This is a genomic window from Luteibacter sp. KNZ12-1A (assembly GCF_056755675.1).
On sequence record NZ_JBPGXU010000037.1, the window covers coordinates 20,450 to 33,731 of the forward strand.

The 13,282-nt window shown below is 64.9% G+C and carries 10 protein-coding genes and 1 pseudogene; 6 read left to right on the plus strand and 5 right to left on the minus strand.

Annotation, left to right across the window (positions count from 1 at the left end):
- Positions 1-104: 104 nt before the first annotated feature.
- The 6 genes and pseudogenes from ACR9ZJ_RS09870 to ACR9ZJ_RS09895 all read left to right on the plus strand — a co-directional run.
- On the plus strand, positions 105-1,625 hold the full coding sequence (locus tag ACR9ZJ_RS09870) for a tryptophan halogenase family protein (protein WP_481282078.1): 1,521 nt from the start codon (positions 105-107) through the stop codon (positions 1,623-1,625).
- A gap of 114 nt (positions 1,626-1,739) precedes the next feature.
- The gene (locus tag ACR9ZJ_RS09875; protein ID WP_481287656.1) at positions 1,740-3,227 is read left to right on the plus strand and encodes a glucoamylase family protein; all 1,488 of its coding nucleotides are present in this window, start codon (positions 1,740-1,742) and stop codon (positions 3,225-3,227) included.
- Positions 3,221-4,513 carry a sugar ABC transporter substrate-binding protein gene (locus ACR9ZJ_RS09880; protein ID WP_481287657.1) on the plus strand — a complete coding sequence of 431 codons (1,293 nt, stop codon included), beginning with the start codon at positions 3,221-3,223 and terminating at the stop codon, positions 4,511-4,513. The genes ACR9ZJ_RS09875 and ACR9ZJ_RS09880 overlap by 7 nt, the downstream gene beginning before the upstream one ends.
- Positions 4,510-5,388 (plus strand): carbohydrate ABC transporter permease, encoded by an 879-nt coding sequence (locus ACR9ZJ_RS09885; RefSeq protein ID WP_481282075.1) that lies wholly within the window; start codon positions 4,510-4,512, stop codon positions 5,386-5,388. Before ACR9ZJ_RS09880 ends, ACR9ZJ_RS09885 begins: the two co-directional genes overlap by 4 nt.
- Positions 5,385-6,206 carry a carbohydrate ABC transporter permease gene (locus ACR9ZJ_RS09890; protein ID WP_481287658.1) on the plus strand — a complete coding sequence of 274 codons (822 nt, stop codon included), beginning with the start codon at positions 5,385-5,387 and terminating at the stop codon, positions 6,204-6,206. Before ACR9ZJ_RS09885 ends, ACR9ZJ_RS09890 begins: the two co-directional genes overlap by 4 nt.
- A 458-nt stretch (positions 6,207-6,664) precedes the next feature.
- Positions 6,665-9,316 (plus strand): annotated as a pseudogene (locus ACR9ZJ_RS09895) (discoidin domain-containing protein); the annotation flags it as partial.
- Positions 9,317-9,567: 251 nt separating this feature from the next.
- Here ACR9ZJ_RS09895 and ACR9ZJ_RS09900 read toward each other — a convergent pair.
- The 5 genes from ACR9ZJ_RS09900 to xth form a co-directional block, all read right to left on the minus strand.
- Positions 9,568-9,924, minus strand: coding sequence for a hypothetical protein (locus ACR9ZJ_RS09900; RefSeq protein ID WP_481282074.1), 357 nt, complete (start codon positions 9,922-9,924; stop codon positions 9,568-9,570).
- A gap of 93 nt (positions 9,925-10,017) precedes the next feature.
- Positions 10,018-10,701: an HAD family hydrolase gene (locus ACR9ZJ_RS09905; protein WP_481282073.1), complete on the minus strand. Its 684-nt coding sequence runs from the start codon at positions 10,699-10,701 to the stop codon at positions 10,018-10,020.
- A gap of 65 nt (positions 10,702-10,766) precedes the next feature.
- Positions 10,767-11,597: a pirin family protein gene (locus tag ACR9ZJ_RS09910; protein ID WP_481287659.1), complete on the minus strand. Its 831-nt coding sequence runs from the start codon at positions 11,595-11,597 to the stop codon at positions 10,767-10,769.
- A 91-nt stretch (positions 11,598-11,688) separates the two neighbouring features.
- Positions 11,689-12,360, minus strand: coding sequence for a YecA/YgfB family protein (locus ACR9ZJ_RS09915; RefSeq protein WP_481282071.1), 672 nt, complete (start codon positions 12,358-12,360; stop codon positions 11,689-11,691).
- A complete protein-coding gene (gene xth, locus ACR9ZJ_RS09920) occupies positions 12,357-13,124 on the minus strand; it encodes an exodeoxyribonuclease III (RefSeq protein ID WP_481282070.1) in 768 nt (255 codons plus the stop codon). Before xth ends, ACR9ZJ_RS09915 begins: the two co-directional genes overlap by 4 nt.
- Positions 13,125-13,282: the final 158 nt, after the last annotated feature.

Below are 13,282 nucleotides of genomic sequence, written 5' to 3' on the forward strand. Positions count from 1 at the left end.
CGCTCCAGCGGCGCATCCGGCACGCATGGCCGGGTGCGCCGTATTTGGCGCCCGCGCGTCTCCCCGCGGGCGCATTTCTTAGCCCCTGCACCAGCGGTCCAGCGATGAACAACGGCATCACCCATATCGTCGTCGTCGGTGGAGGCACCGCCGGATGGATGGCGGCATCCGCACTGGCGCGCGTGCTCGGCCGGAAGGTGACCGTTCGGCTCGTCGAGTCCGACGAGATCGGAATCGTCGGTGTCGGTGAAGCCACCGTTCCGCACATCAAGCTCTTCAACAACCTGCTGGGACTGAACGAAGCCCATTTCGTCGCCCGCACGCAGGGTACGTTCAAGCTCGGCATCCAGTTCCGCGACTGGGGCAGGCTGGGCGACTCCTATATTCACGGTTTCGGCGTGATGGGCCACGACATCGGCCTGACGCCATTCCATCAGTTCTGGCTCAAGGGCCGGCAGGCAGGCTCCGCCGCCGACCTCGGCGACTACTCCGTCAACACCGTCGCCGCCGTCCGCGGCAAGTTCATGCCCGCGCCGGTCGACGTGCCCGCGAGCAATCCCCTCGGTGGCATCGCTTACGCGTATCACTTCGACGCGTCGCTCTATGCCCGTTACCTGCGCGAATACGCGGAAGCGCGTGGAGTCCGGCGCAGCGAAGGCAAGGTCCGGGACGTCGAGTTGCATCCGGAGTCGGGCCATGTCGCCGCGGTGCTGCTCGCCAGTGGCGAGCGTATCGAGGGCGACCTCTTCATCGACTGCTCGGGATTTCGTGGCCTGCTCATCGAAGGCGCCTTGGAATCCGGCTACGAGGACTGGAGCCACTGGCTTCCCTGCGACCGCGCACTGGCCGTACCGTGCGCGCGCGTGGAAGAACCGACGCCGTATACGCGCTCCACCGCGCGCGAAGCGGGTTGGCAATGGCGCATTCCGCTGCAACATCGCACCGGCAACGGCTACGTGTATTCGAGCCGCCACATCGGTGATGACGAGGCCGCCGCGAAGCTCCTGGCGAACCTCGATGGCGAAGCCCTGGCGGAACCTCGTCCGCTGCGCTTCGTCACCGGCATCCGGAAGAAAGCATGGAACCGGAATGTGGTTTCGCTCGGTCTCGCCAGCGGTTTCATGGAGCCGCTGGAATCGACCAGCATCCATATGATCCAGGCGGGAATTTCGAAGTTGCTTCAGCTGTTCCCATCCGATGGCGTGATGGACCCCGTGCTGGTCGACCGCTACAACGCGCAAACCCGCTTCGAGGCGGAGCGCATCCGCGACTTCCTGATCCTGCATTACAAGGCCACCGCCCGCGACGACTCACCTTTCTGGAACGATTGCAGGAACATGTCGATTCCTGCTTCGTTGCAGGAGAACATCGACCTGTTTCGCCACAGCGGCCGCTTCTTCCGTACCGCGGAGGAGATGTTCGCCGTGGTCAGCTGGATCCAGGTGATGATCGGCCAGGGCATCATGCCGAGGGGTTACGATCCGTTGGTCGATCAGATGCCCGATGAGGATATTCCGAGGTTTCTCGCCAGCATCCGCGACGTCGTTTCGAAGAACGTCGACCTGATGCCCACCCACCAGCAGTTCATCGACCGCGAATGCCGCGCACCGCAGGTGGTGTCATGACATGCGCGATTGCCAGGGGACCAGCCGGTACGTATGGTTCCCGTTCGACCAAGGCCCTGCGGGGCCTTTCTCCGACCCTCTGGCGTAAACGTTTACACAGCTAGGACCCGCGTCATGCAAGCCAAAACGACAAAGCGTCTCTCGTTCTTCCTCGCCCTCGGTGTCCTCCTCGCCTTCGCCTCGCCGTTGGCCATGGCGGAAAAAGAGACACCCAGGCCGACACACGCCCAAGCGGTGGCGATCAAGGACATCCACCCCGTTCCACCGATGATCGTGGATCTGGAGAAGCGCACGTTCCAGTGGTTCTGGGACAGCGCCAACCCGTCCAACGGCCTCATTCCCGACCACTACCCGACCAACTCCTTCGCCTCGATCACCTCGGTGGGCTTCGGCCTTACCGCCTACGGCGTCGGCGTGGAGCGCGGCTATATCACGCGCGAGCAGGCGGTCGACCGCACGCTGGTCACATTGCGCTTCTTCCACGACGCGCCGCAGAACGATTCCGAAGACGATGCCACCGGCTACCACGGTTTCTTCTATCACTTCCTCGACATGGAAACCGGCAAGCGCCACGATCGCCGGGTGGAGGCGTCCACCGTCGACACGGCGCTGTTGCTTGGTGGCGTGCTGTTCGCGCAGAGCTACTACGACCGCGACGATGCGAAGGAAAAGGAAATCCGCAGCCTCGCCGACGACATCTATCGCCGCGTGGAATGGACCTGGGCGCAGAACCACAAACCGCTGATCAGCATGGGCTGGACGCCGGGCGGCAAGCACATCCCGCACGACTGGACCGGTTACAACGAAGGCATGCTCGTGTACATCCTGGCGCTCGGCTCACCCACCCATCCCGTGGGCGAGGATGCATGGGCCGCCTGGACGAAGACCTACGACAAGACCTGGGGCGAATTCCACGGCCAGACCTTCCTCAATTTCGCTCCGCTGTTCGGACACCAGTTCAGCCACACCTGGGTGGACTTCCGCGGCATCCGCGACGCCTGGAGCCGCGCACACAATATCGACTATTTCGAGAACAGCCGCCGAGCCACGTATTCGCAGCAGGCCTACGCCATAGCCAATCCCGGTGGCTGGACCGGCTACGGCAAGAACATATGGGGCCTCACCGCCAGCAACGGTCCGGGCGGCATGATCGTGAAGCAGGGTGACAAGGAGCGCACCTTCGCCGGCTATACCGCGCGCGGTGCCGGCCTCGACTACATCTCCGACGACGGCACCATCGTGCCGACGGCCGCGGGCGGTTCCATCGCCTTCGCGCCGGAGATCGTGATCCCCGCGCTGGAGGAAATGAAGAAGAAATATGGCCAGTACATCTATACGAAATACGGTTTCGTCGACGCCTTCAACCTCAGCTTCCATACGCAGACCGACTTGCGCACGGGCAGGCTGATACCGGGCTTCGGCTGGGCCGATACGGTGCATCTCGGGCTCGACCAGGGACCGATCGTGCTGATGATCGAGAACTACCGTAGCGAGTTCGTCTGGAACGTGATGAAGAAGAACCCGTACATCCGCAAGGGGCTCGAGCGCGCCGGCTTCACCGGTGGCTGGCTCGATGCCGATACGGAAGCCAACCTATGGTGAAGCGCGTGGCGCGCGTCCTGCGCGTGACCCTGGCATTGGCGCTCGCCGGTGCCGGTGTCGCCGGTTGCGCGAAACAGGAACAAGGCACGCGTACGTTGCAGTTCTGGACGATCGGCCGCGAAGGCGAGGCCGTGGCGAAGCTGCTGCCCGAGTTCGAGGCCGAACACCCGGGGTTGCATGTGGAAATACAGCAGCTCCCGCTCACGGCCGCGCATCAGAAGCTGCTTACCGCGTACGCGGGCGACTCGACGCCGGACATCACGCAGCTGGGTAACACGTGGATTCCCGAGATGGTGGCGCTCGGCGCGCTCGAACCACTCGATGCGCGTGTCGCCGGTTCGAAGATCGTCGCCCGCGACGATTACTTTCCCGCGATCTGGTCCACCAATGTCATCGACGGCACGCTCTATGGCGTGCCCTGGTACGTGGATACCCGCCTGCTTTTCTACCGCAAGGACCTGCTCGCCAAGGTGGGTTACGACCACCCGCCACGCGACTGGAACGAATGGCAGGCGATGATGGCCCGGCTGGCCCAGCCTCGTGGCAAGGTCTATGGCGTGCTGTTGCCCACCAACGAGTTCGAACAACTGCTGGCGCTGGCCTTGCAGCAGGACGATCCGCTGTTGCGCGACGACGGGCGCTACGGCAACTTCCGCAGCCCGGGGTTCAAGAAGGCGCTGGCCTTCTACGTCTCGATGTTCAAGGACCAGCAGGCGCCGATGATGACCAATGTCGGCATCGGCAATCCCTGGGCCGCGTTCGGCCAGGGCTTCTATGCATTCTATCTTTCCGGCCCCTGGAACATCGGCGAGTTCCGCAAGCGCCTGCCGCCCGCGCAACAGGCCGACTGGGGAACCGTGGCGCTGCCAGGCCCGAACGGGCCGGGCGCATCGAACGCGGGCGGCTCCAGCCTGGTGATCTACCGTGCATCGAAGCACAAGGACGATGCCTGGGCGCTCATCGAGTTCCTGTCCCGTCCGGCGATCCAGGCGCGGTTCTATGAAATCCTGGGCGACATGCCGCCACGTCGTTCCTCGTGGCAGGCGCCGGCCCTGAAGGACGACGACAAGGCCACGGCGTTCCGCGATCAACTGGAACGCGTGAAACCCACGCCGCCCGTCGCCGAATGGGAGCGCATCGTCACCGAGATGCAGCTGGTCGCCGCGCAGGCCGCGCACGGCGATCTCACGATCGACCAGGCCGCCGAGGAAATCGACCGGCGCGCCGACCGTCTCCTGGAAAAACGCCGCTGGATGCTGGACCACGGCCACAAGGCAACACCATGAATACCACCCGCGCCGCCTGGCTCTTCGTCACCCCAGCTCTGATCATCCTCGGGCTGTTCTTCCTGTTGCCGGTGGTCGCGGCATTGTTCCTGTCCGTCACCGATTACGATCTCTATGCGCTGGCGGATATCCGCAACCTGCGTTTCGTCGCCCTGCAGAACTACTGGTCGCTGCTGCAGCGTCCGCTGTTCTGGTCGGCGTTGGGCCATACCGTGTATTTCGTGGTGGTGGGCGTGCCGTTGTCGCTGATCGCCTCGCTGGGCGCGGCGATGCTCCTCAACTCACCCATGGCCCGCTTCAAGCCGTTCTTCCGCACTGCGCTGTTCGCACCCGTGGTCACGACGGTGGTGGCCGTCGCGGTGATCTGGCGCTACCTGTTCAACACCAAGTACGGCCTGATCAACTACGTGCTCGACTCCATCGGCATGCCCACCGTGGACTGGCTCGGCGACCCGCACTGGGCGATGCCCACAATCATCCTCTTCGCCGTGTGGAAGAACTTCGGCTACAACATGATCATCTTCATGGCTGGCTTGCAGGCGATTCCCGGTGACTTGTACGAAGCCGCACGCATCGACGGCGCCTCGGCCATCGCGCAGTTCCGCCACATCACGCTGCCGATGCTGAAGCCCACGATGGTGATGGTCGGCATCCTCACCGTCTCGGGTTACTTCCAGTTGTTCGCCGAACCCTACGTGATGACCGAAGGCGGACCGCTGCAAAGCACGACCTCGGTGCTGTACCTGATGTACGAGGAAGGCTTCAAGTGGTGGAACCTCGGCTCGGCTTCGGCGGTGGCCTTCATCCTGTTCGTGATCATGTTCGTGGTCACCGCCGCGATGCTTCGCCTGTCGAAGCAGGGAGAAGCGGCATGAGCCCGCGCATGGCGAAAGCCCTCATCAACGGCCTGCTGATCGGCGGCGCCGCGATCGCCATCGCGCCATTGCTGTACATGGTCTCGGTGTCGTTCATGCCCCAGGGACAGGCCAGCTCGCTGCCTCCACCCGTGCTGCCCACGCACGCCACGCTGGACAACTACCGGCAGCTCTTCCTCAACGCCGGCATGGGCCGTTACCTGTTCAACAGCTTGCTGATCTCGACGGCCATCACCGTCATCTCGCTGGCTTTCAACCTGATGGCCGGCTACGCCTTCGCCAAGCTGGAGTTCAAGGGGCGCCAGCGCCTCTTCCAGGTGTTGCTCGGTGCGTTGGTGATTCCGGCGCAGGTGGCGATGCTGCCTCTGTTCCTGCTGCTGAAGTACATGGGCCTGGTGAATACCTATGGCGCGGTGATCGTCCCCGCGCTGGCGACGATCTTCGGCATCTTCCTCGTCCGCCAGTATGCCAGCGGCTTTCCGGACGACCTGATGGAAGCCGCGCGCATCGACGGGGCGGGCGAGTTCCGCATCTTCGCCACGATCGTGATGCCGCTGCTCAAGCCGATCATGGTCACGCTCGCGATCTTCACCTTCCTCGCTGCGTGGAACGACTTCATGTGGCCGTTGATCGCCCTGACCGGACAAGAGCACTACACGCTTCCCATCGCACTGGCGTCGCTGTCGCGCGAGCACGTGCAGGATAGCGAGTTGATGATGGCCGGTTCGGTCGTGACCATCCTGCCGGTGCTGGTGCTGTTCCTCGCCTTGCAGCGCTACTACCTGGAAGGCCTGCTGCTGGGCAGCGTCAAGGGTTGAGCATGGCGCAGAACCATACCGAAGGAACCGCACTGGTGAAAGTCTCACCTGGAGGAACCCCACGTGCAGGAGCCTCACTTATAGGAGCCTCACTTGTGGGAGCCGCTTCAGCGGCGATCCCGCGGCAGCGGGCCAGTATGAGACGAGCACCCATCGCCGCTGAAGCGGCTCCCACAAGAGCGGCGGCGGCTTCGAAGGGTTCCAAGGGACTGCGCAGGACATTGTTCGCGCTATTCATCGCGGGCGCCATTGCCGCTTCCGCGACAGCGGCGACATCCTCGACAGCTCTGGCGGCTCCGGCATCGCCATCCCCCAAGGCGCTCGATAATTTCGATACGACCAGCGGCTGGACGGCGACACACACCGACGACGTCTCCGCCGCGCTTCGTGCCATTCCCGGGAAGACCGGGCAGGCGATCTGCCTCGACTACGATTTCAACGGCGTATCCGGCGCGGCCTCCATCCGCAAGACGCTGCCGATCGATTTTCCCGACGGTTTCGCGCTGAGCTTCGATGTGCGCGGAAACATGCCGCCGAACACCTTGCAGTTCAAACTGATCGACGACAGCGGCGACAACGTGTGGTGGTTCCAGAAACCGTCCTTCGTTCCACGCGATGCATGGCAGACGATCGAAGCCACGAGCCGCCAGGTGGAGTTCGCCTGGGGTCCGCTGAAGGACCGCACGCTCCGACATACACGCGACGTGGAATTCGTGATCTACGCCGAGGCCCAACCCAACGCCAACGCCAACAAGTCTCCAGCCGGCAGCATCCCTGTGGGAGCCGCTTCAGCGGCGATCCCGTGGCAGCAGGCCAGTCTGGCTCAAGCACCCATCGCCGCTGAAGCGGCTCCCACAACGGGTCCCATGGCACCTGGCGCGAACAAGGGTGAGGTCTGCTTCGATAACCTTCGCCTCGTCGCACGCAAACCCGAAGCCGTACCCGCTCCACCACCCACGCCCAATGCCATCTTCGAATCGCGTGCGAAGCAGGTACGCCGCGGCCTCTACCCACGCGGGTTCTCCGGCGAGCAATCCTATTGGACGATCGTCGGCGTCGACGGTGGCAGCCGTGACTCGGCCCTGATCTCCGAAGACGGCGCCGTCGAAGTCGTGCGCGGCGGCTTCTCGATCGAGCCGTTCCTGATCGACGGGCGCAAGCTCATCACCTGGGCCGATGTGACGACGAGCCAGTCGCTGCGCGACGGCTATCTTCCCCTTCCTTCCGTTCGTTGGCAGGCGGGCGAGCTCGCGCTCACGACCACCGCCTTTGCGCAGGGCCCGGCGGGCGCGTCGCAGCTGGTGCTGGGCTACCGGATGGAGAACAACGGCGACAAGGCCCGCGACGTGACGCTGGCACTGGCCGCGCGGCCTTTCCAGGTGAATCCCCCTACGCAGTTCCTCAACGCGCCCGGTGGCGTCAGCCGTATCGACGATCTCGCCTGGGATGGCAAGGCGCTTACCGTCAACGGCAGGCGCAAGGTGATCCCCTTGCAGACGACGACCGGTTTCGTCGCCAGCACGAATGAACCGGCGACCTTGAGCGAACGCCTGGATGCGGGCGAACGGCCCTCGACGAAGACGCTGCATGACGACGGCGGCTTCGCCCAGGGCGCATTGCTATATGACCTGCGCGTGCCCGCGCATGGCCACGTGGACCTCGGCGTCGTCGTTCCGGTGAAGCCAGGCGACGATGTCGCGATGCCGAACGACGCCGGGCGCTGGCTCGCCGATCATGCCGATGCGGTCGCGGCTTCGTGGCGCGACAAACTGGATCGTGTGACGGTGACCGTACCCGACGTGGCGCGGCCGGTCGTCGACACGATGAAGAGCGGTATCGCGCAAATCTTGATTTCCCGCGACGGTCCCGCCTTGCAGCCCGGCACCCGTTCGTATTCGCGAACATGGGTCCGCGATGGCGCGATGATGCTCGAAGGCCTGTTGCGTACGGGCCATGAAGACGTCGCCTCTGAATTCATCCGCTGGTACGCGCCACATCAGTTCTCCAACGGCAAGGTTCCGTGTTGCGTCGACGCGCGCGGTTCCGATCCCGTTCCCGAGAACGATAGCCACGGCGAACTGATCTTCAGCGTGGCGGAGCTCTGGCGTTATACGCACGATCGCGCGACGGTGGAGGCGCTGTATCCGCACGTACGCAAGGCCGTCGCCTATATGGACGGATTGCGCATGAGCGAACGCGTGCCGTCACGACGGGATGGACCGGATCGGGCTCTTTACGGACTGATGCCCGCATCGATCAGTCACGAGGGCTATTCGACCAAGCCGATGCATTCGTACTGGGACGATTTCTGGGCGTTGAAGGGTTACGACGATGCCGTTGAACTCGCACAGGCACTTCGCCAGCCGGATGACGCGAAGCGCTTCATCGCGTCGCGCGATCAGTTCCGCGATGACCTGCATGCTTCCATCGCCGCGGCGGTGAAAGCCAAGGGCATCGATTTCATCCCCGGTTCGGCCGAACTGGGCGATTTCGACGCGACCTCGACCACCATCGCGCTATCGCCGGGAGGCGAGCAGTCGCGACTGCCGAAGGCCTTGCTCGACAACACCTTCGAGACATACTGGCGTGGCTTCGTCGCCCGTCGCGATGGAAAGACCGCGTGGAAAGACTACACGCCGTACGAACTGCGCACGATCGCCAGCTTCATCCGGCTCGGTTGGCGCGACCGGCTCGATGAACTCGTAGCGTTCTTCTTCGCCGACCGTCGTCCCGCCGCGTGGAACCAATGGGCCGAAGTGGTGGGCCGCGATCCGCGTGAACCGCGTTTCGTGGGCGACATGCCGCATGCGTGGATCGCCTCGGACTACGTGCGCTCGGCACTGGACATGTTCGCCTACGACCGCGAGTCCGATGGTGCCCTGGTGATCGCCGCCGGCGTGCAACCAGGATGGCTGGAAGGCGAGGGCATAGCGATCCGCGACCTGCGCACGCCTTACGGGCGGTTCGGTTACACGTTGAAGGCGAAGGGTGGGGAGGCGGTGCTGGAGATCACGCAGCCGGTGCACGTGCCGGGCGGGATCGTTCTTTCGCTGCCATCGGGCGAGGTGAAGGTTCCGGCCGGGGCGAAGCGTTTGCCGGCCACGCTATAGGTTCCGGACCTTCGGTTCTGAGGCCTGGGTACTTTGCAGGTCAGCCGCTTCAGGCCGGGGAGTCACCGAACTCTTGTGGGAGCCGCTTCAGCGGCGATGGGTGCTTGCCGTAACCTGGCCCGCTGCCGCGGGATCGCCGACAAGGTCGGCTCCCACCAGGTAGCGCGCGGACAGTCCGGAGACAAGGTCGCTCGATGGCAAGCCGCTCGGTGGCAGACCGTCTGGTGGGAGCCGACCCTGTCGGCGATTCCCTAGTGCGTCGCCACCCGAGTGCGCAAAAGCGCATCCACCGCCTGCTGCCACTCGGCCGAACCCGGCGACGCCTGTGGGGCTTCCTGTCCAAGCTTCGTATTCACGGCCCGGTTCCACTCGTCGGAACCCGGCGTGGGCCCATGTCCGTCGTCACTGACCGCCAACGTCTTGTCGACCCAGGCCAGCCATTCAGGCGAGCCGAGCGCCGGGTTTGCCGGCGCCGTCTTGCCCGGAGCCGGTGACGCGGCCGTCGCGGCCGCCGTGGGCGACGCCTCGGGTGCGGCGGGTTCGGAATGGGAGCACGCCGCGATGATGAACGCGGCCGTGAGCGGTACGACGGTGAGCAAGAAGCGCATGTGCAGTGAAATCCTCGCGATGCGTATGGGTGCGATCCTACGAACCCTTTCCCTTCCGGCGCCTAAACGCCTCGGGGAACTTATTGAATCCGTTCAGCTTCGCGCTGCGACTTCATCGATGTGCCGGAGCAGGTCGGCCGGGTCCTCGAACACACGGTAGGCACCCGCCCGTTCGAGTTCGTTCTCGCCATAGCCTCCGGACAGCAGGCCGATTCCCAGAGCCCTGGCCCGCTGGGCGGCGAGCATATCCCAGATCGCATCGCCGATGACCATCGCATCGCGGATGTCGGTCCCCAGCCGCTGGGCAGCGGTGACGAAGAGATCCGGGTCGGGCTTCGCGTGGCGGACCTGGTCGCGGGTCACCACCGGCACCTTGTCCGGATCGACGCCGAGGGCCGCGATATTGTGCGCCGCCGTTTCCATGCGCCCGCTGGTGGCGATGGCCCAGGGAATTTTCGCGTCCGTGAGCCATTTCAGCAGTTCGACCGCGCCGGGCAGCGGTTTCACCGCGCCGGCCTCGGCCAACCTCCCATAGGCTGCGGCATGGTTGCGGCGCAGGCGGTCGATCCGGTCCGGCGTGATCTCGGTCTGCGTCTCGCGCAGCAGGATGTCGGTGAACAAGCCGCCGCTCATCCCGATCTTGCGGTGGATCCGCCACACGGAGAGGTCGATGCCCTCCATGTCGAGCGATTCCTTCCATGCGAGGACGTGCTGGTAGACGCTGTCGACGAGGGTCCCGTCGAGATCGAAGAGGAAGGCATGCTTTTGTCTGGACATGCCCGGCAGGGTACGGCGGCAAGGGCGAACCTGACAACCGCCGCCGTCCCGTTACAGGGTTCTCGTCAGAACTTTCCCGCGCGGAAGTCGGCGATCGCCTCATGGATCTGGGCCGGCGTGTTCATGACGAACGGGCCGTAACGCGCCACCGGCTCGGCGAGCGGGCGGCCCGCGACGAACAGGATACGGGCGTGTCCTTCCGCGGCGAAGCTGACCTTGTCACCTTTCGATAGCACGGCCAACTCGCTGCGCGCCAATGTCTCACCGGCCACGGTCGCCGCCGTGCCGTCGAAGACGTAGGCGAACGCGCTATGGCCTTCCGGCAGGTCGAGTTCCAGGCGGGCACCCGCATCCAGTGCGATGTCGAGATAGATCGGATCGGTACTGATGCCGGAGACCGGCCCCTTCTCGCCAGCGATTTCGCCCGCGACGACACGTACGGTCACGCCTTCGGCGGGCCGTACGACAGGGATCTCGGTGGGGGCGATGTCCTGGTAACGCGGCGCCACCATCTTGTCGGCGGCGGGCAGGTTCACCCACAGCTGGAAGCCCCACATCAGGCCTTCTTCCTGTTGCGGCATTTCAGAATGCAGGATGCCGCGCCCGGCCGTCATCCACTGGACGCTGCCGGGACCGAGGTCGCCACGGTTGCCGTGGTTGTCGCCGTGCCGCATGCGGCCGGCGAGCATGTAGGTCACCGTTTCGAAGCCGCGATGGGGATGCTCGGGGAAACCTTCGATGTAGTCACCGGGCTGGTCCGAACGGAATTCGTCGAGCAGCAGGAACGGGTCCAGCATGTCGAGGGCGGGCTGGCCGATGATGCGCTTGAGCTTCACGCCCGCGCCGTCGGCGGTATCCATGCCGCTGACGCGGCGGGTGATGTGGCGATGGGTCATGGCTGGCTCCTTGGTTGCCGCCAAGATGCCGGTTGTGGCGCACGCCGCCAAGGCGCGTGGCGTGAACGATGCGTTTCGCGAAGCGGGGGTGTCAGTGCACCCAGTGGCCCGATCGCTGCCGGGGCGGGCCGTCCTCGCCTTCCACGCGCGGGCGGGTGAGCGCCTGGAGCTCGGCCTCCGTCGGTGGACTTTCACGCCAGTAATCGCCCACGGCGTTGAGCACCTCCGGCAGCTGGCCCAGGCATTCGTCGTATTCGTCGTCGGTGAGCTTTTCGAATTCGGCGTCGGCCTGGAGCACGCCTTCGTCCACCGCCAGCGCCATGATGGGGCCGAGCAGTTGCATCAGCGTGGGGTCCTCCGCGAGCCGCGTTTCCCACAGCTGGGCGCGCATGTCGATGCCGCGGCTGAAACCTTCGCACCAGCCGGCCGCCGAAAGCAGCGGTCCTTCCTCGGTGTCGATCTCGCCGAGGATGGGCTCGTAGGCATCCACGTCGAGTTCCGCGCTGATCGAGTCGTTGAGCTTGGCGAGCAACTCCAGCACCCGGTTGCCTTCGCTTTCGTCCTCGAACGCGTCGTGCAGGACCTCGTGCAGCCATTCCTCGGGCTTGACTTCGAGGGGGCCGATCGCCACGGCCGAGAGCAGGCCATGCACGCCATCGAGCATGAGGTCGCCGTCGCTACCGTGCGCGCGCAGGTAGGTATCGAGTTCTTCGAGCTCCCGGTCGTCGAGGGAACTCGGCCATTCGGACTTCGGTGTATTCAAAGGTTCAACTCCAACGCGACGGGCGCGTGGTCGGACGGCTGCTCCCACTTACGCGGCGCCTTGTCGATGATCGACGAGGTCGCGACGGATTTGAGCGCATCGCTGATCAAGATGAGGTCGATCCGCAGTCCCATGTTGCGGCGGAACGCGGCCTGGCGGTAGTCCCACCAGCTGAAGATGCCGGCATCTTCGGTGAAAAGCCGGAAACTGTCATGAAGACCCACGTCGAGCAGGGCCTGCAAGGCCGCGCGCTCGGGCGGGGAACAGAAGATGTCCTCGCCCCAGGCGACCGGATCGTAGACGTCGCGGTCGTCGCGGCAGATGTTGAAGTCGCCGAGCACCACGAGTTTCGGATGCCGGGCGATCTCGGTTTCGAGGAAATCGCGCACGCGCGCCAGCCAGTGCAGCTTGTAGGTGTACTTTTCGTCGCCGAGCGCCTTGCCGTTGACGACGTAGAGGTTCACCACGCGAACGTCGCCCACCGTCGCCGCGATGATGCGCCGCTGCGGGTCGTCGAGGCCGGCGATGTCGGTCACGACATCGCCGATGTCGTCCTTGGCGAGGATGGCGACGCCGTTATAGGTCTTCTGCCCGGAAAACACGGCGCGATAACCCATGGCCGCGACCTCGTCGACGGGAAACTTGTCGTCGGTGACCTTGGTTTCCTGCAACGCGACGATGTCGGGCTGCGCCTCGGCCAGCCATTGCTGGAGATGGGGCAGGCGGACCTTGAGTGAGTTGACGTTCCATGACGCGATCTTCATGGCGCCATTGTAAAGGAAAGCCGCGGGGGGGCGGGGGGGCCCCCGGGGCCGGGAGGGGGGGGGCCCGCCCGGGGGGTTTAGGAAACCCGGCGGGGGGGGGGGGGGGGGCGCCGCGGGCCGGGGGGGGGGGACCCCCCGCCCCCCGGGGGCGCCCCCCC